Origin of the sequence: Bariatricus massiliensis (assembly GCF_900086725.1) — a bacterium.
GTDB classification, from domain to species: domain Bacteria; phylum Bacillota; class Clostridia; order Lachnospirales; family Lachnospiraceae; genus Allocoprococcus; species Allocoprococcus massiliensis.
On the sequence record NZ_LT574836.1, the window covers coordinates 730,803 to 756,353 of the forward strand.

The 25,551-nt window shown below is 42.3% G+C and carries 29 protein-coding genes; 20 read left to right on the top strand and 9 right to left on the bottom strand.

The window, feature by feature from the left end; genetic code table 11:
- Positions 1-190 precede the first annotated feature (190 nt).
- The 17 genes from BN6465_RS05100 (at position 191) to BN6465_RS05180 (ending at position 14,706) form a co-directional block, all read left to right on the top strand.
- Entirely contained in the window at positions 191-2,911 is a 2,721-nt protein-coding gene (locus tag BN6465_RS05100; protein ID WP_066732318.1) for an EAL domain-containing protein, read from the top strand.
- Positions 2,912-2,947: 36 nt separating this feature from the next.
- Positions 2,948-4,807 (top strand): TIGR03960 family B12-binding radical SAM protein, encoded by a 1,860-nt coding sequence (locus tag BN6465_RS05105; RefSeq protein ID WP_066732322.1) that lies wholly within the window; start codon positions 2,948-2,950, stop codon positions 4,805-4,807.
- Positions 4,797-5,483: a TIGR03936 family radical SAM-associated protein gene (locus tag BN6465_RS05110; RefSeq protein ID WP_066732324.1), complete on the top strand. Its 687-nt coding sequence runs from the start codon at positions 4,797-4,799 to the stop codon at positions 5,481-5,483. Before BN6465_RS05105 ends, BN6465_RS05110 begins: the two co-directional genes overlap by 11 nt.
- Before the next feature lie 3 nt (positions 5,484-5,486).
- Positions 5,487-6,659, top strand: coding sequence for a ribonuclease E/G (locus tag BN6465_RS05115; protein WP_066732327.1), 1,173 nt, complete (start codon positions 5,487-5,489; stop codon positions 6,657-6,659).
- On the top strand, positions 6,652-7,134 hold the full coding sequence (gene ybaK, locus BN6465_RS05120; RefSeq protein ID WP_066732329.1) for a Cys-tRNA(Pro) deacylase: 483 nt from the start codon (positions 6,652-6,654) through the stop codon (positions 7,132-7,134). Before BN6465_RS05115 ends, ybaK begins: the two co-directional genes overlap by 8 nt.
- Positions 7,135-7,255: 121 nt before the next feature.
- Positions 7,256-8,575, top strand: coding sequence for an aspartate kinase (locus BN6465_RS05125; protein WP_066732331.1), 1,320 nt, complete (start codon positions 7,256-7,258; stop codon positions 8,573-8,575).
- A gap of 114 nt (positions 8,576-8,689) precedes the next feature.
- Positions 8,690-9,127: a CBS domain-containing protein gene (locus BN6465_RS05130; protein WP_066732333.1), complete on the top strand. Its 438-nt coding sequence runs from the start codon at positions 8,690-8,692 to the stop codon at positions 9,125-9,127.
- A 131-nt stretch (positions 9,128-9,258) separates the two neighbouring features.
- Entirely contained in the window at positions 9,259-9,567 is a 309-nt protein-coding gene (gene rplU, locus BN6465_RS05135; RefSeq protein ID WP_066732336.1) for a 50S ribosomal protein L21, read from the top strand.
- Positions 9,568-9,590: 23 nt separating this feature from the next.
- Positions 9,591-9,923: a ribosomal-processing cysteine protease Prp gene (locus BN6465_RS05140; RefSeq protein ID WP_066732338.1), complete on the top strand. Its 333-nt coding sequence runs from the start codon at positions 9,591-9,593 to the stop codon at positions 9,921-9,923.
- A 4-nt stretch (positions 9,924-9,927) separates the two neighbouring features.
- Entirely contained in the window at positions 9,928-10,212 is a 285-nt protein-coding gene (gene rpmA, locus BN6465_RS05145; RefSeq protein WP_008975781.1) for a 50S ribosomal protein L27, read from the top strand.
- Positions 10,213-10,294: 82 nt separating this feature from the next.
- Positions 10,295-11,578, top strand: a complete 1,284-nt coding sequence (obgE, locus tag BN6465_RS05150; protein WP_066732339.1) for a GTPase ObgE — start codon at positions 10,295-10,297, stop codon at positions 11,576-11,578.
- A 14-nt stretch (positions 11,579-11,592) separates the two neighbouring features.
- Complete coding sequence (gene yhbY / locus BN6465_RS05155; protein ID WP_066732341.1) at positions 11,593-11,883, top strand: ribosome assembly RNA-binding protein YhbY; 291 nt, start codon at positions 11,593-11,595, stop codon at positions 11,881-11,883.
- Between the two features lie 16 nt (positions 11,884-11,899).
- Positions 11,900-12,511 carry a nicotinate-nucleotide adenylyltransferase gene (gene nadD, locus BN6465_RS05160; RefSeq protein ID WP_066732343.1) on the top strand — a complete coding sequence of 204 codons (612 nt, stop codon included), beginning with the start codon at positions 11,900-11,902 and terminating at the stop codon, positions 12,509-12,511.
- A 2-nt stretch (positions 12,512-12,513) separates the two neighbouring features.
- Positions 12,514-13,098, top strand: a complete 585-nt coding sequence (gene yqeK / locus BN6465_RS05165; protein WP_066732351.1) for a bis(5'-nucleosyl)-tetraphosphatase (symmetrical) YqeK — start codon at positions 12,514-12,516, stop codon at positions 13,096-13,098.
- Between the two features lie 8 nt (positions 13,099-13,106).
- Complete coding sequence (gene rsfS / locus BN6465_RS05170; RefSeq protein ID WP_066732795.1) at positions 13,107-13,457, top strand: ribosome silencing factor; 351 nt, start codon at positions 13,107-13,109, stop codon at positions 13,455-13,457.
- Positions 13,458-13,530: 73 nt separating this feature from the next.
- A complete protein-coding gene (locus tag BN6465_RS05175; protein ID WP_066732356.1) occupies positions 13,531-14,340 on the top strand; it encodes a hypothetical protein in 810 nt (269 codons plus the stop codon).
- A 111-nt stretch (positions 14,341-14,451) separates the two neighbouring features.
- Complete coding sequence (locus BN6465_RS05180) at positions 14,452-14,706, top strand: hypothetical protein (protein WP_066732361.1); 255 nt, start codon at positions 14,452-14,454, stop codon at positions 14,704-14,706.
- A 144-nt stretch (positions 14,707-14,850) separates the two neighbouring features.
- Here BN6465_RS05180 and lexA read toward each other — a convergent pair whose 3' ends face one another.
- The gene (lexA, locus tag BN6465_RS05185) at positions 14,851-15,468 is read right to left on the bottom strand and encodes a transcriptional repressor LexA (RefSeq protein WP_066732363.1); all 618 of its coding nucleotides are present in this window, start codon (positions 15,466-15,468) and stop codon (positions 14,851-14,853) included.
- 208 nt (positions 15,469-15,676) lie between these two features.
- Here lexA and BN6465_RS05190 point away from each other — a divergent pair, with 208 nt between their 5' ends.
- Together BN6465_RS05190 and BN6465_RS05195 are read left to right on the top strand one after the other, a co-directional pair.
- Positions 15,677-16,069 (top strand): LysM peptidoglycan-binding domain-containing protein, encoded by a 393-nt coding sequence (locus BN6465_RS05190; protein WP_082891589.1) that lies wholly within the window; start codon positions 15,677-15,679, stop codon positions 16,067-16,069.
- Positions 16,070-16,365: 296 nt separating this feature from the next.
- Positions 16,366-17,424: a tyrosine-type recombinase/integrase gene (locus BN6465_RS05195; RefSeq protein WP_066732365.1), complete on the top strand. Its 1,059-nt coding sequence runs from the start codon at positions 16,366-16,368 to the stop codon at positions 17,422-17,424.
- A 7-nt stretch (positions 17,425-17,431) separates the two neighbouring features.
- Here BN6465_RS05195 and BN6465_RS05200 read toward each other — a convergent pair whose 3' ends face one another.
- On the bottom strand, positions 17,432-17,878 hold the full coding sequence (locus BN6465_RS05200) for a MarR family winged helix-turn-helix transcriptional regulator (protein ID WP_066732367.1): 447 nt from the start codon (positions 17,876-17,878) through the stop codon (positions 17,432-17,434).
- A 161-nt stretch (positions 17,879-18,039) separates the two neighbouring features.
- Between BN6465_RS05200 and BN6465_RS05205 the strand changes: the two genes are divergently transcribed.
- Positions 18,040-19,659, top strand: coding sequence for an FUSC family protein (locus tag BN6465_RS05205; RefSeq protein ID WP_066732369.1), 1,620 nt, complete (start codon positions 18,040-18,042; stop codon positions 19,657-19,659).
- An 11-nt stretch (positions 19,660-19,670) separates the two neighbouring features.
- On the opposite strand, the gene BN6465_RS05210 is transcribed toward BN6465_RS05205, so the two are convergent.
- The 7 genes from BN6465_RS05210 to BN6465_RS05240 all read right to left on the bottom strand — a co-directional run bounded on the left by BN6465_RS05210 (position 19,671) and on the right by BN6465_RS05240 (position 25,546).
- A complete protein-coding gene (locus BN6465_RS05210; protein ID WP_066732371.1) occupies positions 19,671-20,471 on the bottom strand; it encodes an ABC transporter permease subunit in 801 nt (266 codons plus the stop codon).
- Complete coding sequence (locus BN6465_RS05215) at positions 20,464-21,354, bottom strand: ABC transporter ATP-binding protein (RefSeq protein ID WP_066732372.1); 891 nt, start codon at positions 21,352-21,354, stop codon at positions 20,464-20,466. The genes BN6465_RS05210 and BN6465_RS05215 overlap by 8 nt, the downstream gene beginning before the upstream one ends.
- Positions 21,347-21,976, bottom strand: a complete 630-nt coding sequence (locus tag BN6465_RS05220) for a TetR/AcrR family transcriptional regulator (RefSeq protein WP_066732373.1) — start codon at positions 21,974-21,976, stop codon at positions 21,347-21,349. Before BN6465_RS05220 ends, BN6465_RS05215 begins: the two co-directional genes overlap by 8 nt.
- 123 nt (positions 21,977-22,099) lie before the next feature.
- Positions 22,100-23,029 carry a PH domain-containing protein gene (locus BN6465_RS05225; RefSeq protein WP_066732375.1) on the bottom strand — a complete coding sequence of 310 codons (930 nt, stop codon included), beginning with the start codon at positions 23,027-23,029 and terminating at the stop codon, positions 22,100-22,102.
- Positions 23,030-23,063: 34 nt separating this feature from the next.
- Positions 23,064-23,483, bottom strand: coding sequence for a DUF3887 domain-containing protein (locus BN6465_RS05230; protein ID WP_066732377.1), 420 nt, complete (start codon positions 23,481-23,483; stop codon positions 23,064-23,066).
- On the bottom strand, positions 23,467-24,822 hold the full coding sequence (locus tag BN6465_RS05235; RefSeq protein ID WP_066732379.1) for a sensor histidine kinase: 1,356 nt from the start codon (positions 24,820-24,822) through the stop codon (positions 23,467-23,469). Before BN6465_RS05235 ends, BN6465_RS05230 begins: the two co-directional genes overlap by 17 nt.
- Before the next feature lie 25 nt (positions 24,823-24,847).
- Positions 24,848-25,546, bottom strand: a complete 699-nt coding sequence (locus BN6465_RS05240) for a LytR/AlgR family response regulator transcription factor (RefSeq protein WP_066732381.1) — start codon at positions 25,544-25,546, stop codon at positions 24,848-24,850.
- Positions 25,547-25,551: the final 5 nt, after the last annotated feature.

Consider the following 25,551-nt stretch of genomic DNA (forward strand, 5'->3'; position numbering starts at 1 on the left):
GCCGGCTTTCCATTATAAAGAATGTGGAGCCTTTTCTTTGCTTGCTCTTTTGCTTTTTATATCTTTATTGCTTTGTACAGGATATTAGGTTACAATTACAATATTGGTATAGCGAGAATAGGGTACTTTATTATTGCTGTACTGTCGGTCTGAAGGGATTGAATCAAAGGAAAAAGGTGAGGTTGAAACGATGAGGACGAAACGGGGATTTCAACTATATACTGGAATGTGGCTGCTTGCAGTCCTGCTCTTGGTAGTGATGCTCTTATGGAATGTGGGCGATGCCCGTATCATTAATTACAGCGGGTTAGTGCGTGGTGCGACGCAGCGTCTGGTGAAGGAAGAGATGAATAGTAAGCCTGATGACGAACTGATTGTACGTCTTGACGGAATCATTTACGATCTCCAGACTGGCAGGGGAGATTATAACCTCGCAAAAAACAATGATAAAGTATTTCAGAAGCAGTTATCAGAATTGAATCAGATATGGAAAGAGATAAAAGACGAGATAAGTGCTGTACGTTCTGGGAATACTTCTAATGAAAGATTATATGATTTGAGTCAGGAGCATTTTGAATTGGCAGATCAGTTGGTCCTGCAGGCTGAAAAAAACTCTAACCACAAATTGATTAGTTTTATTTCGGTGTACTTTGTCATTTTGCTTCTCTCTATAGTGGTCTTTGTAATTGTAAATAACCGCAATCAAAAGAATTTGAAGACAGCGGCATTTACAGATAAATTGACCGGTCTTCAAAATCGGGCCGGCTTTGAGGCTGCAGCTTCAAACCTGTTGCGACAGCAGTCCAAAAGGAAATTTGTGATTGTGGCATTCGATATCGACAATTTTAAGGTAATCAACGATTCAGTCGGATATATTCAAGGCGACGAGCTTTTGTGTGCCTTGGCATCGACACTGAAAAGCTGGAAAGACGAAAACTACCAGTGTGCGCGCCTTGATGCGGACGACTTTATCCTTATGGCCGAGGCAAAGGACTCGCTGATTCCTGAATTGCAAGATATTTTAGAGCATACTACAAAAGCACAGGGGTTTCTGGAGCCTTTTGGTGATGTTGGTTTTACATACGGTGTCTATCAAATCCAGAACAACACAGAACTGATCAAGACTATTATGGATAAAGCCAAAATGGCCCACAAAGCAGCAAAAGCTGCCGCTAATCAATCGCTGGTCTGGTATGACGAACATTTGTTGGAAAAGCTGACGCAAGAACGCAGATTAAAAGAGTTGCTGCAGCACGCTCTTGTCAACCAAGAATTTGAGCTGTACCTTCAGCCTAGAGTGGAATTGTCTGAACGGAGAATCGTTGGAGCTGAAGCTTTGGTCCGGTGGGAGCTTCCCGGACAGGGGACTTTATATCCCGACTCATTTATTCCGCTGTTCGAAGAGAATGGCTCCATCGCGAACTTGGATTTCTATATGCTTAAAAAAGTCTGCAGTTATCTGCATGAACGACGGGAGCTGGGAAGAGAACTGTTTCCTGTCTCGGTCAATTTTTCCCGAGTCACCCTTTATCAGCAGGCATTTTACGAAACGTTCCATTCCATTGTGGATCAATATAAGATACCCTATGACTGCATTGAGATCGAGGTCACGGAGAGCGCTTTTAATGATATCGCAGATAGTGTTTTAGAGATGCTGAACAAGCTGGATGAAGAAGGGTTTCCCATTGCCATGGATGATTTTGGCTCCGGCTATTCTAATATGAATTTGCTCGGGAGTCTTCCTCTCCAGATTATCAAATTAGACAAGGTGTTTTTGCAGGAAACGGACATACACGACCGAGTGAAGGGAATTATTATCTGCGCCGTGGAATTGGCTCATACCATGGGCGTCCAGATTGTGTGTGAAGGTGCAGAGAGTGAACAGCATGTCAGCTTCCTACAGGAAATAGGGTGTGACTTTGCTCAAGGCTATTACTTTACCAAGCCAATCCCACAAAAGGCATTCGATCAGAAGTATCCGGTATTTGAGAAACGGATTCCGCTGCCACCGCGCCATATGACCAGAAGTGGTATATCTATGGTTCCAAATTGGGAAAAACGAAGCAAGCGGATGTTTGAAGAAGTTCTGGCCGAGACGTATCCGGGTTTCTTGAGTCTCCGGAATGAACAGCATCAAATCGTATATCTGAATCAGAATTTCCGGGATTGGATTGCCAAGTACACGGATGTGGATCCTTTAGGCAAAACAAATATAGATCTAGCCGCAATCGTACCCGAAAACGTGGCAGATACCTTTATGCAATGTCATGACGGCAGTCTTGATCTGCAGAAGGATGAGACTAATCTGACTGGTGTAAAGAAGCTGTTAGAATTTAAGGGCGCCGCAGGGACGAACGAGCCTTCGCAGTATTTTGACGCCCTGAAATATTGGGTCGTGCTTGACGGGGCAAAGTATATATTTACCGTCGCCTACGACGTGACCGAGCTCTATCAGGAAGATATGTTCAATCTGCAGAACGCTCTGACTGACAGTTTGACGGGCGCACAGAACCGGCGGTATCTGGAGACGCATTTTGAGCAGTTCCATGGACACTATGCAGCAATCTTTGATCTAGACCATTTTAAGGCTGTCAATGATCTTGAGGGGCATATCATGGGGGATAAAATACTGCGTGATTTCGTGAACTTTATCAGGGAACAAATATCTGGTGTTATGGCTATGATTCGTCTGGGCGGTGATGAGTTTCTTGCCATTTTCCAGAGCGGAGAGACTGCCGACGCTATATTGGAGTCCCTAAAACAGGCGCGTTCCCGGTATGAGGCCGCACGTGTCCAGCACAGCAGTCTGTCTTTCAGCATGGGGGTGAGCCTGCTTGGAGAACAGATGGATGCTGCATTAGATGAACTGGACAAGCTTATGTACGAGGATAAGCACCGTAATCATACATAATGATTACATCAATATAGAATCAACGAGAGGAAAAATATGAGAAAATTAGCTTTAAGTGATGAAATATTATTAAGAATCGAAAAACCGGCGCGCTACATCGGCAACGAGGTCAATTCTGTAAACAAAGACGCCGATAAAGTGGATGTGCGGTTTTGTATGTGTTTCCCGGACGTCTATGAAATCGGCATGTCCCATTTAGGACTGCAGATTTTATATGATATGTTCAACCGCAGGGAAGACGTCTGGTGTGAACGTGTATTTTCGCCATGGACTGATATGGATAAGGAGATGCGCTCTGAAGGAATTCCGCTTTTTGCGCTGGAATCGCAGGATCCGGTGAGAGACTTTGATTTTCTCGGTATCACGCTCCAATTCGAGATGTGCTATACCAATATCTTACAGATATTGGATTTGTCAGGCATCCCGCTTTCTGCCCATGAGCGTACAGAGAAAGACCCGTTTGTCATAGGCGGCGGTCCTTGTGCTTATAATCCAGAACCGCTGGCAGATTTTTTTGATTTATTTTATATTGGAGAAGGTGAGACTGTCTATGACCAGCTTTTTGATGCCTATAAGTCTTGGAAGGCATCTGGAGGCAGCCGGGAATCATTTCTTGAAATGGCGGCTGAAATAGAAGGCATATATGTTCCCTCCTTTTATGATGTAAACTATAAAGAAGACGGAACTATTGCGTCCTTCCTTCCTAACAACCCACATGCGAAAGAAAAAATACGCCGGCAGGTTGCTTCGGATATGGGGGAGACCACCTATCCATTAAAGCCTATCGTGCCATTTATCAAAGCCACACAGGACAGAGCGGTGCTGGAAATTCAGCGGGGCTGTATCCGTGGATGCCGTTTTTGTCAAGCCGGAATGGTGTACCGGCCTGCGAGGCCAAGGGATATCGAAATGCTGAAAGAAACGGCCCGTGCTATGTTGAAAAATACAGGCCACGAAGAAATCACCTTGAGCTCTTTAAGCTCCAGTGACTACAATGAGTTAAAAGAGATTGTTTCTTTTTTAATTGAAGAATTCAAGGGACAAGGGGTGAATATTTCCCTTCCGTCTCTTCGCATCGACGCTTTTTCTTTGGACGTCATGAGCAAGGTACAGGATGTCCGCAAATCAAGCCTAACATTTGCGCCGGAGGCAGGAAGCCAGCGGATGCGTGATGTGATAAACAAGGGCTTGACCGAGTCTGAGATTATCGACGGTGCAGGGCAGGCCTTCGAGGGCGGCTGGACGAAGGTGAAGCTTTATTTCATGCTGGGACTCCCGACCGAGACGCGGGAGGATATGGAGGGAATAGCAGTCCTTTCCGATAAAGTGGCACGCCGTTACTATGAAATACCGAAGGAACAGCGTAATGGGAAATGCCAGATTACGGCCAGTTCTTCCTTTTTTGTGCCCAAGCCTTTTTCTCCCCTTCAGTGGGCGACCATGTTCTCAGCAGAAGAATATGTGGCGAAGGCCAATATAGTACAGGAAGCGATGCGGAATCAATTGAACCGAAAGAGTCTTCGCTATAACTGGCATACCGCCGAGCTGACTGTCTTGGAGGGAACCTTCGCCAGAGGTGACAGGCGGATGGGGGCGGTTCTGCTTGAGGCATACCGTCTCGGGTGCATTTTTGATTCGTGGGATGAATATTTCCGCTATGACCTTTGGATGCAGGCATTTGAAAATACAGGAACAGATGCTGCGTTCTACAATCTGCGTCCCCGTACAAGAGACGAAATTTTCCCATGGGATTTTATTGACTGCGGCGTGACAAGGGATTTCCTCTGGAGAGAGTGGGAAAACGCCATGCAGGGGAAGGTGACGCCGAACTGCCGGGAGAAGTGTTCCGGCTGCGGCGCGATGACATATAAGGGAGGCGTCTGCTATGAAGGTTAGAGTAAAATTTCGGAAATTTGGTGTCATGAAATTTATCGGGCATCTTGATGTTATGCGGTATTTTCAGAAAGCAATCCGGAGAGCGGAAATTCCTATCAAATTCACTGGCGGCTACAGTCCCCACATGGTGATGTCTTTCGCGAACCCTCTGGGTGTCGGACTGACCAGTGACGGCGAGTACTTTGATATTGAACTGACTGAATCCATTTCCAGCAAGGATGCAGTAGAAAGATTAAATAACGTTATGGTCGAGGGTATGGAAGTTTTAAGTGTTGTAGAGATACCCGATGACAAGAAAAATAAGGGAATGTCACTCGTGGCGGGCGCATCCTATCTGTCTACGCCGAAGAGTGGAGTGCTTCCCTGCGGTTGGGCGGAAAAGTTGATTGAATTCTACGGTCAGTCCGAGATTATAGTAATAAAGTCTACGAAGAAAAGTGAAAAAGAGGTGGATATCCGCCCAATGATTCATGAGCTGAGACCAGAGGGAGAGTCTATCTATATGATGGTGTCAGCGGGAAGTGTAGAGAACTTGAAGCCGGAATTAGTGACGGAGGCTTTCTGCCGCTGGCTGGGAGTTGAGCCGGCGTCATTTTCCCATCACAGACTGGAAACTTACGCGGCGTCGGCGGAAGGATTCCTCCCGTTAGAAGCACTGGGATTGGAGATTAACTAGCATATGGAGCGGAAAATTATTATTGCTCATGTCGGCGACCGGATTGCAGCGGTTTTGTCAGAGGAGGGGAAAATTGTAGAAATACACTACAGCCCTCAAAATGAGCCATATGCATTGGGGAGTATCTATGTTGGAAAGGTACGCCAGATTCTTCCCAATATAAATGCGGCCTTTATTGAGATTGGTGACAAAAATGAATGTTACTATTCAACAGAAGAAAAATATTCTCCCATCTTTACTTCAAAGGCAGGGAAAAAGCCGTTCTGCGTCGGAGATGAATTGTTAGTGCAGATTCAGAAGGAAGCGGTGAGAACAAAGAAACCTGTAGTGACTGGAAACCTGAATTTCACAGGCAGGTATGCCGTGCTGACTTCCGGAAATTTGACAGTGGGCGTCTCCTCTAAGATCTCGAAACCTAAGCGTGAAGAACTGCTCGCCAAGGCAGAAAGTTACGGGGGGCGAGGTTATGGTTTTATACTGCGGACGAATGCCGCGGATGTTCCGTGGGAGACAGTAGCTGCCGAGCTCGAAAAGCTGGAGGAGGAATATTTTCATATACGCAGAATTGCGGGGACACGCACTTGCTTTAGTTGCCTTAAGGAAGCCCCCAAGCCTTATATCTCAATGCTCCGTGATATTTACCAATCAGGGCTGGCTGAAATTGTGGCCCAAAGTGGCACATTGTATGAAGAGACTAGAGATTTTCTTGCCAAAGAACAGCCGGATGATTTGAGGCTTTTGCGGTGTTACACGGATGAACAGTACCCACTATCTAAATGTTACAGTATGGAGCATGTGACGGAAGAGGCGCTTAGAGAGCGGGTCTGGCTGAAATCCGGCTCATATCTCGTGATTCAGGAGACGGAAGCCATGCATGTCATCGACGTGAATTCTGGAAGATGTATGAAGAAAAAGAAAGAGTTTCTTGCCATGAATCTGGAAGCGGCCAAGGAAGCTGCCAGACAAATCCGGCTCCGCAACCTTTCTGGCATTATCATGATAGATTTTATCAATATGGGCACAGACACTGAAAAACAAGAGCTGCTTGCTTATTTTCAGCATGAGTTGAATAAGGATAGAAATCCAGGTAATGTAATAGACATGACAAAACTTCAGATAGTGGAAGTCACTAGGAAGAAAGTTAAAAAGACGCTGAAGGAGAGCTTGTATGAGTAAGAAAGAAGTAAAGACTAACGCCATGCGTATTCTGGACCGTATGAGAATCCCATATGAATATCAGATGTATGAATGTGATACTTTTACAGATGGAATCGAGACTGCTGACCGTCTGTCGCTTCCGTATCAACTTGTGTATAAAACGATTGTGACCACTGGAAAGAGCGGTGGTCATTATGTATTTGTCCTTCCAATAGAAAAAGAGATTAACTTAAAGGAGGCCGCCCGGACGGTGGGGGAAAAATCACTGGAGATGCTTCCGCTGAAAGACTTGACTCCATTGACGGGCTATGTGCGGGGAGGATGTACGGCCATAGGCATGAAAAAGCAGTTCCCAACTGTCATAGATAAAAGTGCAGAAAGACTGGATAAAATATATGTGAGTGGAGGACGGATCGGCATGCAGCTCGCGCTCACTCCGGAAGCACTTAAAACCGCGTCCAACGCAGTCTTCGCAGATGTGACACATGCATAAAAAATAATAGAAAACCCATGGTTTTTCGGGAATTTGCACACAATTTATAAAAAAGGTTGCATTTTTTGCGTTACCGTAATAAAGTAATAAGAAAAACTACTTGAGACGGAGGGTACTAGAGATGATAAAGGTGGTCAAATTTGGCGGTAGTTCGCTTGCAGATGCCGCACAGTTTAAGAAAGTTGGACAGATTATCCGCGAAGACAAATCGAGAAGGTATGTCATTCCATCTGCTCCGGGGAAACGGTTTTCGGACGATGTCAAAGTGACCGATATGCTCTACCAGTGTTATGGCGCGGCTGTACGTGAGAAAAAGTTTACTGAACTTTTGAAGAAAATAGAACTCCGTTACCAAGAAATTATCGAAGAGCTGGGATTAACGCTTAATCTGGAAAAAGAATTCGAGATAATCCGTCAGGATTTTGGCAAAAAGGCTGGCCGGGAATATGCGGCATCCAGAGGAGAATATCTTAACGGGATTATCATGGCCAATTATTTAGGATATACTTTTATTGACGCAGCCGAAGTGATTGCTTTTGATGAAGAAGGAGTCTTTCTATCCGAGAAGACCAACGAGCTTTTGGCCGCCCGGCTTGACGGGGTGGAGCAGGCAGTCATTCCCGGGTTTTACGGAGCTAAGCCCGACGGTTCCATCCAGACCTTCTCCAGAGGTGGTTCTGATATAACAGGTTCTCTCGTTGCAAAGGCGATTCAGGCGGATGTATATGAGAACTGGACGGATGTATCCGGATTTTTGATTGCGGACCCTCGTATTATAAAAAATCCCAAAGGAATTGAGGCTATTACATATAAAGAATTGCGGGAGCTTGCTTACATGGGGGCCTCAGTACTTCATGAAGATGCTATCTTTCCGGTTCGAAAGGAAGGAATTCCTATCAATATCCGCAATACAAATAAGCCAGAAGATAAGGGTACACTGATCGTGGAAGGCACCTGCAGGAAACCGAAGTATACGATTACCGGAATCGCTGGAAAGAAAGGATTTGCATCGATTACGATAGAAAAGGCAATGATGAACGCGGAGATTGGGTTCGGAAGAAAGGTGTTAGGTGTATTCGAGGATCAGGGCATATCTTTTGAGCATATGCCGTCGGGAATTGACACGATGACAATTTTTGTACAGCAGGATGAATTTGAAGAGCATGAACAGCAGGTAATCTCTGGTATCCACCGGGCTGTACAGCCGGATGACATTGAACTGGAGTCAGACCTTGCTTTGATTGCCGTGGTGGGCCGTGGCATGAAGCAGACCCGCGGCACGGCCGGACGTATTTTTTCTGCTTTGGCCCACGCCCATGTCAATGTAAAGATGATAGATCAGGGCTCCAGTGAGCTGAATATCATTATCGGTGTCAGAGAACATGACTTTGACAATGCCATAAAGGCAATTTATGATATTTTTGTAAACACTGTGCTTTAATCTACATTTAAACGGTAAAATATGGTATAGTATATGCGGAAGCAGTGAGGCATTCACTGCGGGCAATGGTCCGTCAACGGGCCAAATACCATAGATTAAAGCGAGGGAGCAAGCATGAATATTTTATTTTTCCTGAAACCGAAATCTGAATTGGCATATATTTATGATTACCATACTCTGCGGCAGGCCATGGAGATTATGGAGTATCACAAATATTCTTCAGTACCAATCATCAATCGGGAAGGAAAATACATAGGAACAATTACCGAGGGGGACCTTCTCTGGGGGCTGAAGGAATTGAATATATTGAATATAAAGGATGCAGAGAACATTCCAGTGACCCGGATTCAACGGCGTTTGGATTATCGTCCGGTACGCGCGGACAGCAATGTGGAAGATTTGATAGGCCGGGCCATGGAGCAGAATTTTGTTCCGGTGGTGGACGATCAGGGCAACTTTATCGGAATTGTCACTCGTAAGGATATTATCGGTTACTGTTACGACAAGATTAAGGTGATGAGCGGTAAGTCCACAAAAAAGGTAAATAATTGAAAATAATTTATTTTGACGGTTGACTTTGTGCGGCGTGCTGGTGTATAATACAACAGTATGCCGCACAACGAGGTTATAAGCTCCATTTCCGGACACCGCAGTTGGCGAGTAATGATAATAGGAGGTGCCATATGTACGCGATTATAGCAACAGGTGGTAAACAGTACAAAGTAGCCGAAGGCGATATCATTAAAGTAGAAAAACTTGGTGTAGAAGCCGGTGAGTCTTATACATTTGACCAAGTGCTTGCAGTAAGCGATAACGAACTCAAAGTCGGAGCTCCGACAGTAGAAGGTGCAACAGTAGAAGCATCTGTTATCGAGAACGGTAAAGCAAAAAAGGTTATCGTTTACAAGTATAAGAGAAAAACAGGCTATCACAAGAAAAATGGTCACAGACAGCAGTACACAGCAGTTAAGATTGAAAAAATCAACGCATAATTATTTGCAGAAGCTGGTGTTCTATGGTAAAAGTAACCATTTATAAAAATGAAAAGAATCAATATGTCGGATTTAAAGCTGTAGGCCATGCGGGATTCAGTGAAGAGGGACAAGATGTCGTCTGTGCTGCCGTATCCGTGCTTACGATCAACACAGTGAATGCTATCGACGCCTTTACGGATGATGAGACATCGGAATTATCTGATGAGACCGACGGATTGATTGATTTCCAAGTGAAAGGAAATCCAAGCAGTGATGCTGCACTTTTGTTGAACGCGATGGTTCTGGGACTGGAACAGATTGCAGACGACGATAACTACAGAAAGTATATGGAATTGACATTCGAGGAGGTGTAAGACCATGATGAAATTAAACCTTCAGTTTTTTGCTCATAAAAAGGGAGTTGGTTCTACAAAGAACGGCCGTGACTCTGAATCCAAGAGACTTGGAGCCAAGAGAGCAGACGGACAGTTTGTAAAAGCTGGTAATATCCTTTACAGACAGCGCGGAACTAAGATTCACCCAGGCGTGAATGTAGGACGCGGCGGAGATGATACATTGTTTGCATTAGTAGACGGTGTTGTCAGATTTGAAAGAAAAGGAAGAGATAAGAAGCAGGTTTCTATCTATCCGGTAGCTGAATAATAAGAGTAGTTTCAAAAGACAGGAAGCGGATGTTTTCCTGTCTTTTTTAAAAAGTAATAAAGAATAGAAAGAGGAAGTATTTATGTTTGCGGACAGAGCAAAAATAGTAATACGGTCAGGAAAAGGCGGAGACGGCCACTGCAGTTTTCGAAGAGAGCTCTATGTTCCCAACGGGGGACCAGACGGAGGAGACGGTGGAAAAGGCGGAGACTTGATATTTGAAGTCGATGAAGGGCTCAATACGCTTGTTGACTATAGACATAAGAGAAAATATGCCGCAGGAGATGGCGAAGAAGGCGGCAAGAGGCGCTGTCATGGAAAGGATGGTACAGATACTGTCCTCAGAGTGCCGGAGGGAACTGTAATTAAAGAGGCTTCCACTGGAAAAGTTATCGCCGATATGTCAGGCGATAACCGTAGACAGATCGTACTGAAAGGTGGAAAAGGAGGACTGGGTAATCAGCACTTTGCCACGGCCACCATGCAGGTGCCGAAATATGCACAGCCGGGCCAGCCATCCAAGGAACTGGAAGTTTTACTTGAACTTAAAGTGATTGCCGACGTGGGCTTGGTAGGATTTCCAAATGTGGGAAAATCCACGCTGTTGTCCAGAGTGACGAATGCGCAGCCCAAAATCGCCAATTATCATTTTACAACGTTATCCCCGAATCTTGGCGTTGTCGATCTGGAGGGTGCAAAAGGTTTCGTGATAGCGGATATTCCGGGACTTATTGAGGGAGCATCTGAAGGAGTGGGGCTGGGGCATCAGTTCCTTCGGCATATAGAACGGACGAAGCTTATGATACACGTGGTGGACGCAGCCGGAACCGAGGGCCGCGACCCGGTGGATGATATCTATAAAATCAATGAGGAGTTAAAGGCATATAATCCGGAAATAGCCGAGCGTCCCCAAGTGATTGCCGCTAATAAAACGGACTTGATTTACAGTGAGGATGAAGACCCGGTACAGCGTCTTAAGGATGAATTCGAGCCAAAGGGAATTAAAGTATTCCCAATCTCAGGGGTATCGGGAGAGGGGATACAGGAACTTTTATACTATGTAAGTGACGCGATTCAGCATATGGATGTGAAGCCTATTGTATTTGAGCAGGAGTATTTCCCGGAAGACGAGATTATTTATTTGAATCTTCCTTATACCGTAGAGAAAAAGGACGACATGTACGTTGTGGAAGGGCCTAAGATTGAAAAGATGCTTGGGTATACAAACCTTGATTCTGAAAAGGGGTTTGCATTCTTCCAGAAGTTTTTAAAGGAAGCAGGAATTTTGGACGAATTGGAAAAAGCCGGAATAGAAGAGGGCGATACTGTGAAAATGTATGGTCTTCAGTTTGAATATTTCCGTTAGAAAGGAGAGATACTATGACATCAAAGCAGAGAGCGTATTTAAAAGGACTTGCCATGACTATGGATCCAATCATGCAGATTGGAAAGTCTGGTGTGACTCCAGAGCTGACAGCATCTGTCTCAGAGGCATTGGAGGCCAGAGAGCTGATTAAGCTCAATGTTCTTCAGAACTGTTCTGATGATTTACGCCAGATGGCAGAAACACTTGCTGAGCGCACAAGAGCTCAGGTAGTACAAGTTATTGGCAAGAAAATTGTATTATACAAAGAAGGTAAAGAAGAGAAGAAGAAAATCCAGCTGCCGTAGATAGAGGTGAAGTGCAATGAGAATCGGAATTATGGGGGGGACATTCGACCCCATTCATAACGGACATCTTATGCTGGGCGAGTATGCGTATAGGAAGTTTGACCTTGATGAGGTATGGTTTATGCCCAACGGCAATCCTCCTCATAAGCAGGATGTATCTATTCGCCGAATGACCAATCACAGAGTCCGCATGACAGAGCTTGCAATAGAAGATATACCTTATTTTAAGCTCTGCACATACGAGACAGACCGGACAGAGAAGTCTTATACCTATGAGACCATGGAGTGTTTTCATGAGCGGTATCCCGAGCATGAATTCTATTTTATTATAGGTGCTGACTCACTGCTCGCTCTCGATTCATGGAAGTGTCCTCAACGTCTGCTGCAGCTTGTCACAATCTTAGCTGCTTACCGTGACGACATGGACACACCGGAAGAGATGGACAGCCGGATACGCTATTTGAATAGAAAGTATCACGGCGACATCCGCCTGTTAAGAACCCCGGTTGTTTCAGTGTCTTCGAGAGATATCCGAAGACGAATCAGGGAAGGACTTTCCTACGACTATCTGATGCCTGATAAAACGGCAGAATATATTAAGCAGTATCATATATATCAAGGTGAATAAAGATGACAGAAGCAATCAATAAAATGCGCAAAAAGGTAAAAAGATATCTGGACAGCGAAAGGTATGAACACACTCTGGGCGTAATGTATACGGCAGGTTGTCTGGCCATGAAATATGGGGAAGATATGGAACGGGCTATGACTGCAGGTGTCTTGCACGACTGCGCAAAATGTATCCCCAATGATGAGAAAATTAAGCTTTGCCGTAAATACCATCTGGACATCTCTGAGGCGGAGATGGCGAATCCCGGATTGCTGCACGCGAAGCTTGGCGCTTTTATCACATGGAAAAAATATCATGTGGAGGATAGAGAGATTATCTGTGCAATCGCGGCCCATACGACCGGACGGCCGGATATGTCTCTGCTGGACAAGATTATCTATATTGCAGATTTTATTGAACCGGGCCGGGACGAGGCTCCCAGTCTCCCTATAGTGAGAAAGCTGGCGTTTACAGATCTGGATGCCTGCCTGCTCCGGGTCTTGGAAGATTCGCTGAGCTATTTGAATACAAAAGGGGCGGCAATAGACCCAATGACAGAAAAGACATATCTATATTATAAAAATAGGAAAGGTGGTACGGTATAGTGACACAGATGGAACAATCAAGAGAAATGGCACGCATAGCCTGCAAGGCACTGGAAGATAAAAAAGGTGAGAACATTCAAGTTATCGATATATCCCAAGTATCAGTATTGGCAGATTATTTTATCATTGCCAACGGTACCAATGAAAGTCAGGTCAGAGCACTGGTAGACAGCGTAGAAGAAAAGCTTGAGAAGGCTGGCTACCGCGTGAAGCAGCGGGAGGGTTATGGGCTTGGAAGCTGGGTACTGCTGGATTTTTCAGACATTATCGTGCATGTCTTTGATAAAGAAAACAGGCTGTTCTATGATTTGGAACGAATCTGGAGTGATGGGAAGAAGATTGCGGCAGAAGATTTATAAGACAAGATAAGCAGGACCTTCATAATTATTATGTGGGTCCTGCTTTTTAAGGCAGTAGTTGTGGAGGAATAAAATGAAATTACTGGAAATTGCACTTTCTTCAGTAGTAATTGTGGCTATAATAGAAATGACTATTCAAAATAAAAAGAATAGCCTTCATTATGTAACTAATGAGCGCAATGAATGGCGGAGAGCTATGAAGAGAATCACTGTTAAAATTTATGATTCTGATAGCTCCCATATAGGGAGTGTGCTGACTGAGCTAAAAGTGAATTTAAATAGTTATGGAAGACATGATACATATGCGGAAGATAAGGCGCTCAATCTCTATAAAGATGAACATATATGGAAAGAGATTGATTACATAGAAAAAAATTGCATCAAATATAAGGATGAAAATCTATTAAAAGTACATAGAGAAAAATTGATTTACTATTTAAGCCTCCTTCTAAAATTTGACTGGGAACGTTCAAAAAAAGAAGTATATCCGGCGAAGGCAGCTTTCATTTCTGTCATATGTTATTGTTTGAGCGTATGTCTTATTATTATAGGGAAGTATGATATTACCAATCTGTTCGAAAAATTATCTGAAATAAAAATGGTAGTGGAATTGTTATTAATCCCATACATAATTTTATGGTATCCTTACATAAAAGATTTAATTGTCTTACTGCGAACCAAACATTGGTACAATGAGATTCATGTAAGTATAAAGCTTTGGATTGCAGGCGTTATTATTTATGGAATTATCTGGGCTATGTTAAAAGGAAATTTATTGGAGTATTTGCTATTTTTTGTAGCTGCTTTTGCCCTTATTATTTATGCATTTTCAAAAAGGAAATTATATATTGATTATTCTGGGTCGATAATTGATATGTTATAGATTCCCAATATAATCATATACGGGTATGGAGACGGAAACGAATTAGCGACTTTTAAAGTAATCAATTATTTTCTTCAGCTGGATATCAACGTCAATTACAAAATAATAGAGATGAAAGATATCAGAGATTCTGATTTACAAGAAGCTATGAATAGTATACAGGGAAACTGTCCAAAGAAAATGTTGAATATGGTGGGGTACATATTATTTAAACTGAGAAAGAAAAGATATGCTGACTTAAAAGCATTTATTAAAGAGAATCCCCAATATAGCCGGGTTATTGTAAAAAGACTGGCAGAGGAGGACGAGAGGCCTTTTTATACCATTGGGTATCAACAGGAAATATGGAAAAATTGGTTTGATTAAAAGTATCAGAGATGACATCCCCCTGATAGAATTTGCCAGCAGGAACCCCTGCTGGCAAAAAGTATATAATTTTGAGTATCTACTTGACGGAGAGCGGTTCAAACCGTATCTCTTTATATTTATTATGTATAATTCTAAAGTCATTTATCTCATGAAGCGGAATACGGCAATAACTTTACCTAAAATTTCAACATCGGGGAGAATGAACGGCTCCATAGTATCATTTTCCGGCTGCAGGCGTATTACACCTTCCTCTTTATAGAACGTCTTCACCGTTGCCCCATCCTCTATCATAGCTACGACCATTTCACCGTTAGAAGCGGTATTCCTTTTCTCCACTACAACATAGTCGCCGTCCATAATTCCGGCATTGATCATACTTTCCCCGCGTACTTTGAGCATAAATACATCATTATTAGGGAGAAATTCCACGGGAATAGGGAAGTACTCTTCGATATTCTCCTGCGCTAGAATAGGCTCGCCAGCCGCAACACGTCCTACCATGGGCACTTGAACCATTTCCCTTCTGGTAAGATTGAAATTATCATCTAAAATCTCAATGGCACGCGGTTTAGTAGGGTCGCGGCGGATATATCCATTTTTCTCAAGTGTCTCTAAATGGGAGTGCACCGAAGATGTGGATTTCAGATTTACAGCATCACAAATTTCACGAACTGCCGGCGGAAAGCCTCTTTCTAAGATTTGAGACTTAATATACTGTAATATCTCTTCCTGCTTTTTACTGATTTTACCTTTACTCATAACAACGACCTCCTGAATCGTACACACGTTTCTTTTACTTATGTATTTATATTATCACAACTTTTTTTAAAAAGCAAACAAATGTTTAGAAAATATGTTCGTGTTTTTTGGAAAAAGCTATTGACAAACATTCGTTCTGGATGTATAGTAATTACAGAACAGTTGTTCGGAACAAATTTTCGAGATTAGATTAAGGGGGATATCTGATATGAAAAAACAGTCTATCGCAAATTGTAAAGGAAGCATGCTTAAAAGAAGGAGAGGGCATAAAAATCTTTTGTCCGTCAGCCGGATGCTGGGAGGCATCTTCGCAGTGATATTAGTATTAGCATGCAGTTTCGGTTTCGGAAGTTTCTTTTCAAGTGCTCATGGGAATGAACAGCCACATAATGTGGATTATAAATATTATAAAAGCATAGAAATACAAAAAGGCGACTCCCTCTGGAGTATCGCTGAGACATATATGAATGATAAATATGATTCCGTGCATGAATATATTGATGAATTGGTGTCAATTAATAATATGAATGCCAACAAAATAGACGCTATTCAGGAAGGCGATTACCTTATGGTTGCTTACTATGATAACGAATACAAATAAGCAATATGAATGAAGCCCATATCTTTAACACCCTATTGATATAGAAAGTCCGTCATCTATCTGTTACTTACTCATACTATACCCGGCAGATAGAACAAGTGGCGGACTTTCCTACCCAAATAAAACCATGATTCATGTAGAAAATAAGACTTCCTTAGAGCAGGGAAGTTTTCTTTGAGAAATCAATCTATACGACAAATACCGATTTTTCCAAAAGATATAGACGAATGAAGCACATTATGATACAATTTACTGTATAAATGACATTAACAATATTTTATTAGGAGGTTTTCAGAATGGCCGAACCGAAAACATATCATGAACAATCTTACATAGACAATACCATTAAGCTGCGCGAAGTTTTGAACACAATGCCTTCTTTTGCAAAAGATTATTTCCGTGCCATAGAACCAACTACATCAGCCCGGACCCGTATTTCTTATGCATATGATATACGTGTCTTTTTTCAATTTCTGTTAAATGAGAATCCTGCATTTAAGAATTATAAAATGACTGATTTTCGTATCTCTGATTTAGAGAACTTGACACCCGTTGATATTGAAGAATATCAGGAATATTTGAAGGTCTATAAGGCAGATGGCCGTCAGATTACAAATGAAGAAAAAGGCCTTGCCCGGAAAATGTCTGCGCTGCGCAGTTTTTATGGCTATTTTTACAAACGACAGATTATTGAGAAAAACCCTACATTGTTGGTAGATATGCCGAAACTACATGAGAAAGCGATTATCCGTCTGGAGACCGATGAGGTGGCCAGTTTATTGGACTATGTGGAAAACTGTGGCTCTAAACTTACAGGGCAGGCCAGAGTATATTACGAAAAAACAAAGGAGCGGGACCTTGCTATACTCACTCTTCTGCTGGGAACAGGCATTCGAGTGTCAGAATGCGTAGGTTTAGATATTGATGACATAGATTTTAAGAATAACGGAATAAAGGTGACACGAAAAGGTGGAAATGAAATGATTGTTTATTTTGGAGATGAGGTAGAGAAGTCTCTGCGGAGTTACCTTGAAACAACTCGAAAAGCTGTCGAACCTCTTCCGGAATATGAAAAAGCACTCTTCCTCTCCACTCAAAGGCGCCGGATGGGCGTACAAGCTGTAGAAAATATGGTGAAAAAATATGCGAAACGGGTCACGCCAAACAAGAAAATCACCCCCCACAAACTCCGCAGCACTTATGGTACATCTTTATACAAGGAAACTGGCGATATTTATCTTGTGGCAGATGTTCTGGGACATAAAGATGTAAACACCACGAAAAAGCACTATGCGGCCATAGATGAGGATAGACGGCGAAGTGCGGCAAATGTAGTAAAACTGAGGGAGCCTTAAGATTCACTCAGTTTAGTTTGGGAAGAATTTCAGCCAACACTTCCACTGCTTCATTCAACCGCTGAAGTTCTTCCGATGTTAGCTGTTCCTCTAGTGTACAGATAAAAGTTTGATTTTTCTTGTAGTAATTATCCAGATACTCTATTGCGTTTGGCGTCAAACGTATCCAGACAGAGCGTCTGTCTTCGGGGTTATGGAGTCGTTCAATATAATTATGCTCACTCAGTTTATCAATTAATTTCGTCACTTGCTGTTTGGGAATTTTTAGCTGGCGTGCCAATTCTGTCATGGTCATCATTTTGCAGGCCCTCAAAGTTTCCAGACAATAATAGGTTTCCAGAGTCATTTCCCTGTTTAGGGATTCTTTGAAGGGTCGCACAAGCCTTGAATGCCAGCTGGGCATTACGAGCAGCAAGTTCTTTACAAATCTTTCGGATATTTTTTCTGATTTCATCTTATTTTCTCCTAGTTGACAAATGTATTTTGGAGTGATATGTTATAAAATAGTAAACAAAATATGACTATCATGATTTTGCTACTAGTTCTTCTTTTATTATAAACTCTTTTATAACTAATTCAATAACAAATCACATTGTTTTCAAAAAGGAGCCGCATATGTTTTATGAGTTTAAAAAAATTAAGTTACCAGAAAAACTAAGAACAGAATTTCGATTCAGTACGTTAAGTTTTCTTTTCATTATTCTCTATGTAAATGTATTTCAAAAAGTTTTTGGTGCCGAGAATTCAATAGTTGGTGTAATATTTACTATAATGATGTCAGCGTCCATGGTGCGCGATATGACGGCGGAACCGGTAAAAAATTTGCTCACGCAGGCTCTGCTTCTCGTATGGATGGCAATTGCTTCCAGTCTGGTAACGGTTCTTCCTCTCCCGTTCTCATTTATAGTGAATTTTGCGACGATAATGCTGATACTATATTCATTCACCTATGAGTATTCCAGCCATATATATTTTCCTTACATATTGTCCTATTTGTTTCTTATATTTATCTCACCGGTGGATATTCAAGGCCTCCCCGTAAGAATTGCAGGCATGCTGTTCGGGGCGTTTTCTATCATAATGTATCAATGGTTCATGGGGAGAAATCGAGTTGTAGATACGGCGAAAGATGTTTTAAGTGAGATGATCGATAGAATTTGCCAATATATAGTGTATAAGCGGAAGGAATCGTCAATCATGCCAGATTTGACTGATATGCACAGTAAGCTGGGGCATTTGAGCCGGACGGTATATGACCGGCGGAAAAGGGTACTGTGCGTTTCAGACGCCGGTTTCTCTATGTTAGAGACAGGCCGCAGCTTGGAGAAAATGTTGCGGCTTATAGAGAAGATGCCGGAAGAGCTGACTGTCAAGGAATCTTCATTCCTGCAAAAAATCAGTGAGCGGCTGAAAATATACCGTACATTCCTGCAAGGGGAGATTCCTTCTCTCCCACCGCTTGAACCGCAGGAATTATATGAAGAAGAAACCGAACAAGAAGCACACCTATACAATACACTGCTCTATACGCAAGACAGATTGGAGCATATGACAAACCCCGAAGCAAAGTCACATTACAGAAAGACAAAGCTTCCCTTGAAAACGCGGATAAAAATCGCATTGGATTTGAGTCCGGTGCGTGCTGTCTATGCATTGCGCACTTCACTCTTGCTGTCTCTTGGTACCCTCTTCGTTTTGGGGTATAATCTTCCGCACGGCAAATGGCTTATGTTTACACTTGCTTCTGTATCACTGCCATATGCAGATGATGTTCCTGCCAAGATAAAAAATCGTATTCTGGCTACAGTATCAGGCGGTTTAATCGCTGTACTTATTTATTCACTGATTCCATCTGCGATAGGACGTACTGTAGTGATGATGTTCTCCGGTTACATATCTTTTTATTTTATAAATTATAGGGAAACGTTTGCATGTTCTACAGTCGGCGCACTGGGAGGGGCTGTTTTTGCCAATGCCTTTACTTTTACAGAAGTTGGCAGTATATTTCTTATCCGGATTGGTTATATACTGCTGGGTTCCCTGCTTGGATATGCAGCCAACTGTTTCATCTTCCCTTACAGCCGCCAGAAAGCGGAAAGGCATCTTTGGAAAAAGTACAAAGCAGTTACCGAATATCTTTCAAAGAAAGGGAATAACAAAAAAATAGATGACCAGCTCTATTATAATCTGGTCATCCACTCTTGCCTGATGAAAGATAAATTATCTCAAGGCTGATTCTTCAAAGGCTAAATCGGCAGATTTCTCTTTGAAAATGCCGTACACCCTACCGCTAAAAACAGGAGTCCACATGCATACAGGACAGCGCAGCATATCCATGCGTTTCGCTCCATGGCGATGAGCCCCTCTACATCATACAAGGTCAGAGGCGTTGCATATTTAAGAGCTTCAAATTTATCGCCCACACGGGCCAGCATCTGCGCAAGGATAGAATAGACTACAATTCCAGTACCGATGCCTGTCGAGAGCCTTGTCTCGTTGAACAGACAGGAAAATAGGAAGCAGGCTCCACCTATAAACACAAGCACCCCCAGAAGCCCTACATTGACTCGAAGGAACTCTGCTGTATTCAACTCTTTTGGGAACATCAAATGACTGACAAATAGAATCAATCCTGTAATATAGGCGACCATGATAAAGAGGCAGCATACAAGAAATACAGCCTGTGTAATCACAATTTTTCTGCGCTTTTCGGGCACTGCCAATATATAGGCCATGGAGCCGTTATCAACATATTTGGCAACAAGACGGTTTGCGAGAATGATGAGGAACACACAGGGGAACGCAATATAGAGCATATTATAGAGGTAACCTGTCACGAAGTCCATCAACGTCGTTCCCACATCAGTCATTCCAAACGCCGCAAAGATTTCCGGCATACTATCTGCCATGGCTTTCAGGCTTTCACTCATTTTAGGTTCGAACATGGCAACGATCATACTGCCGTACACCGTGAGCACTGCGGAAAAAATTAAAAGAAGAATATAATTCGATTTGATTTCTTTTTTAAATAATGTAGTATTAATCATTGTTCTGCCCTCCGTAAAAATGCAGGAAAAATTCTTCCAGACTCTGTGTGCGGACATTCAGGTCCACTACCGTGTAAGCGCCGGCTTTTTTTATGAACTCATCCATATCAAGCCCAACATTAGCGCTCACACTGCGCCCTGTCACCTTGCTCCCGGCAATCTCTCTGGCAAAAGACGCCGCCATATTTTCATCTGCCAGATGAAGTTCGACAATCTTTTTCCTTCCCGACTTTAACTTCTCCATATCCTCTACTGCCACCAGTCTGCCTTCACGTATAATCGCCGCCCGGTCACATGTTTTCTCTACCTCTTCAAAAATGTGTGAGGACATCAGAATTGTTTTCCCTCGCTTTTTTTCTTGTAGCAGTAAATCTATAAATTGATTCTGCATTAAAGGGTCCAGCCCGCTGGTAGGTTCATCCAGAATCAAAATTTCCGGGTCCTGCATGAATGCACAGACAATACCAATCTTCTGTTTCATGCCCTTGGACATTTTCTTGATTTTTCCAGACGGATTCAACTCAAATTTTTCCATCAAGGACTCTGCCCGTCCTAGCCCTTTCATTTTTTTCATTTTAGCAATAAAACGAATAAATTCAATACCGCTCATAGAATCTATAAACGCAATCTCTCCCGGTAGATATCCTAGTGATTTTTCTATGAAATCAGCCTCCTTAAAGCAGTCCTTTCCAAGTATGCTGACACTCCCGCTGTCAGGTTTTATAAAGCCCATCAACTGTCGTATGGTAGTTGTTTTGCCAGCCCCGTTAGGGCCCAGAAAGCCAAGTGTTTCGCCCTTTTGAACTTGAAAAGTAATATCGAATACTCCCCGTCCCTGACCATAATCTTTTGTGATATGGTCGATTTCTATGTGATTAGTCATCTTGATACTCCTCCTTATAAACTAGTTTTTTAATCATTTTCATCCAACGGTCAAATTCATCCATCAACGTATCTACGTCTATGGAATGTCCTGACATCTGTATATCATGCATATAACCGTCTGCCATCCACCTCAGCATTTTATAGATATAGAAGTAATCTCCGGCCTCTTCTTTGAACTTACTTGTATCTAAACGCGCAAAATATTTTTGAAATGCCGTTTCTTCATAATTTAAAGTCATTGCCTTCAATCTTTCTGACACGTCCTCCTTTTCAGAATAGAATGCGCGCATGGAGAAATCCATAATATGTGGATTACGCTTTAAAACATCATGTTTTTTTATAACTGAATACCGGAGGAGGTCAAAAAAATCTGTGATGGCAAGAAATTCTTCATCTACCACAAGTTTAGTCATTATTTCAATTAAGTAGTTATATAAGAATATATAAAAATCTTTTTTGTTTTTGAAATAATAAAATAGCAGCCCCTTTGAAATTCCGGCTTTAGATGCCATTAAGTCTGTGGAGGCGTGTTTGTAATCGTATTGACCGAACACTTCCAAGCCTGCATTTATAATTCGCTGCTGTTTATCTTCCGCCAGAGAGTAAAATTTTTCATACATAGCAGTTTCCCTTCCTGTTGACTTATCTAGTCAACTCCTATTCTCATAATACAGGATTGACTATTTTTTACAACCCCTCACAAAAAAATAAACAGGATTTTTCAATCCTGTTTATCCGCGACGCTATTCCATATACAGTTCCCGCTTTCTATTTATTTTGTCGATAAATTCTTTTTTCCTTTTCGGCGATATCAAAATCATATTATTGCTGCCTCCCGCCATTTTATAATCAATCTGAAGCCGGTCAAGGGAGAGGGCTGCTGAGGAGAGCGGATTGTGGGTTTCTTTCATACTTGTAATATTTCGGTAAGGAATCCGTTCCTTTCCAATACAGATAATCAGCAGATGATCCGGGTAAAGGATATATTTCATATTGAACATAGGAATCAGTAAAGCCAGAATGAAAATCTCCGTCACAAGAAGTGTCCATGATATATCACCTGACTCCATATAACCTTTCACTAGTAAATAAACTGGGAATGTAACACATCCAATCAAAATCACTCCCAGCCACCAGTCCACTTTACTGCGGAACACTTCGCCTTGAACTTCTAATTCCTTTTGTCTGAGATGTGCTGTCTGCTCTTTTGGCGTCATGCCGGCCTTCATGCTTTTGGGTAAAAAATAGGCAAGGGGGGCAAACGTTAGTATCAGTACAACAGGAAGGAACCACCTGCCCAGATCCCGGGCTGTCGCACAGCAGAATATGATATAGGCAATCATCAGTTGCAGCGCCAAATTCATGAGAACTATCATCGGATAGACATGAAATAAGCTTCCTTTTTCCGATTGGGGAGTATTGGCCGACAATCCGCTGGATTTTACAAAATATTCGGCTATACTCATCATTCCAAGCATCATAAGTGCAAAGATAAACATCACAATAAGAAATCCCTTATCCGTCCATGCGTCTGCCCGGCCTGACGCACCGTAATGCTGCGGTATCTGATCAGGTATCTGCTTCCAAAATACAATCGGCAGAATGATAGATAAAAGACTGATTATAATTGTAAGCCTATGAAAAATTTTGAATTTTTCTATTACCTTTTCCATAAATGCCCTCCGTTCGACGCCGTTATAATTGTCTTTATTTGATATAAAAACCCGCTACCTGCATATCTTTGTTGAAGGATATCGTATATTGTGCACTGCGGTTCTCATATTTAACTTTGACAATGGCAACTCCAAATTCCTGATCCGTATCCTTGTCTGTGCTTCCGGTGACCGCCTCTTTGTCAAAGGATACAAACGCTCCCAATTCATCGATGACAGGCCCAATGTCCGACGCCATTTTTTCTGCGGGTATCACGGCGTTCATCTGTGCGCTCCACCATGTGTCTGTCAAAGTTTTATAATCTTTGGCATTGACTAGCTCAATTACTTCCTTGGCGGCTTCCTTCAGTTCATCTGCGTCATATTCATCCGATAGTTTATCTGTCCCTTTACATCCCGATAAACAGGCAAGACACAGCACGAATGCTGCTATGGCTCTAAATTTCTTTTTCATGTTTGTCACATCCTTCCTCATTTTCTTTATGTGTGTTTATAGGTATAGTTAAGCTGACCTTATACTCACTGCCGCAGGAATCTGTCTGTATTCCTCCACCGTATTTTTTCAGTGTCTGCCGCACGTTTTCCAAACCGATTCCCATATGCCCTGCCTTCTTGTTCCTTCCCTTTATCTGAGGCGGCATAGAATTTTGGATTTTAATCACCGCAAAATCATGGAATGTACCGGCTCTCATTTTAATATATTTATCGGGCCCTGCCTGAGCGGCAGCCTCAATGGCATTGTCAAAAAGATTGGCAAATATAGTAGTAATATCAATATCTTTCATCTGGTTCAAGGGGATATGGCTCAATTCAACATCCAGCTCAATACCAGAGGACTTGGCGCGCTCTGCTTTATCATTCAAAATAATATTTAACATCTTGTTATCACTATACTGAGTCCTTCCAAGTGCGTTCAACATTTGATACATATCCTCAGCATAGCCTCGGGCAGCCTCCCCCTCGCTTTCCTGAACGAGGGATTCCATCGCCTGCAGATGATTTCTCATATCATGTATAAGCTGTCTTGACGCCTGATATTTCCTTTCCAGACTTTCATAATAGCTATATTGCAGCTCTCTCTGTCTGCTGAGGATTTCCAGCTCATCTTTCAGTTTCCTGTTCCTTGACAAGTAAGAGAACAGATATAAAATATAGAGATTCATCAATACAAGTAAGGTAATGTTGACAACAATTAAGAAAGCCCCGTACATCTGTACATAAATATTACCAAGTATAATCAAAGACACTATGATAAATATGCTGAACAAAGGAGGGAGAAATAATCCCGCAAACTGCAGTTTTGTTACATTCTCATACTTTTTTCTGTTGACCAGAAGTACCCATGCGCCTGTCAAAAGGAGAATGGACAGGATTCTGGTGATGAGTGCAATGTTATCGTTATAATAATCGAAGGCCACAAGCCCCCACCGTGCAATGTTGTAGCTAAATGCAGTGTATGATACAAGAGTCTGTGTAATAAAAATACTGATCGGGAATAAAAAATAGTAGAACAGGTACATTCTGCGGCTGTTATAAAGATAAAACCCGATAGAAAGTGTAGCCGCAATCATAAAGGCAAGTATGCCTAGGCTCCCATAACCTGCATTTGACAAATAATTGCTGAGTGCAAACTGTCCGGCGCCATATGCCAAAAACGCCGCCGCTCTTACAAATGCTTTCTTACTTCTTTCCACCTCGATATGACTGACAAAATACCATGTACACAGTATAATTACAACATTTTCTGCTATTGTGAGAATGAAATTCCAGTTTGCCGCTTCCACCCATCCCATTGCCGGCCCTCCTTAGCTTGTGCTTTTATATAAAATCTGCTTGGAAATTTCCTAATATATTACGAAATTCTGTAGAACGCTTTTGGGAAAGAGGAATCAAATCCCCATTCAGCATATGAATATCGTAACCCTTAATCGCTTTTACATAATACAGATTCACAGAAAAACTTTTATGAGGGCAGGCAAATCCGTATGCAGACATATTTTGAGCAAGTTCAGTTATATGACCTTTTAATATATAATCTCCCCGGCGGGTGGCCATCCGGATTTTCCTGTTTTGATATTCCAGATAATAAATATCTGAGATTAGGAATTCTTCTGCCCCCTTATCTGTGCGGAAACGTAGTTTCTGTTCATTATCCTCCTTAGTGTCATAACAGACAGCTTCTTTTAACTGTCGTATGATTTTCTCCACTGACACTGGTTTAATGAGAAAGGAGAAAGGATGAACCTCAAAGGATTTGCGCATATAGTCCGCATATCCAGTCACATAGATAATCTTCACTTTTTTATCTGAGCGGCGAAGTGTAAAAGCGGCATCAATCCCGTTCAGAGCAGGCATGTCAATATCTAAGAACAGGATGTCACAACCGGTATAATTCTGAATCAACTGTCTTCCGTCCTCATATTCCGTGACTTGAAAGATATCTCCTGCCTTTGCCACTGCGTTTTTTATAAATCTACGCATCTCCTTATTGTCATCGCAAATAGCAATTCGGTACATTGCTT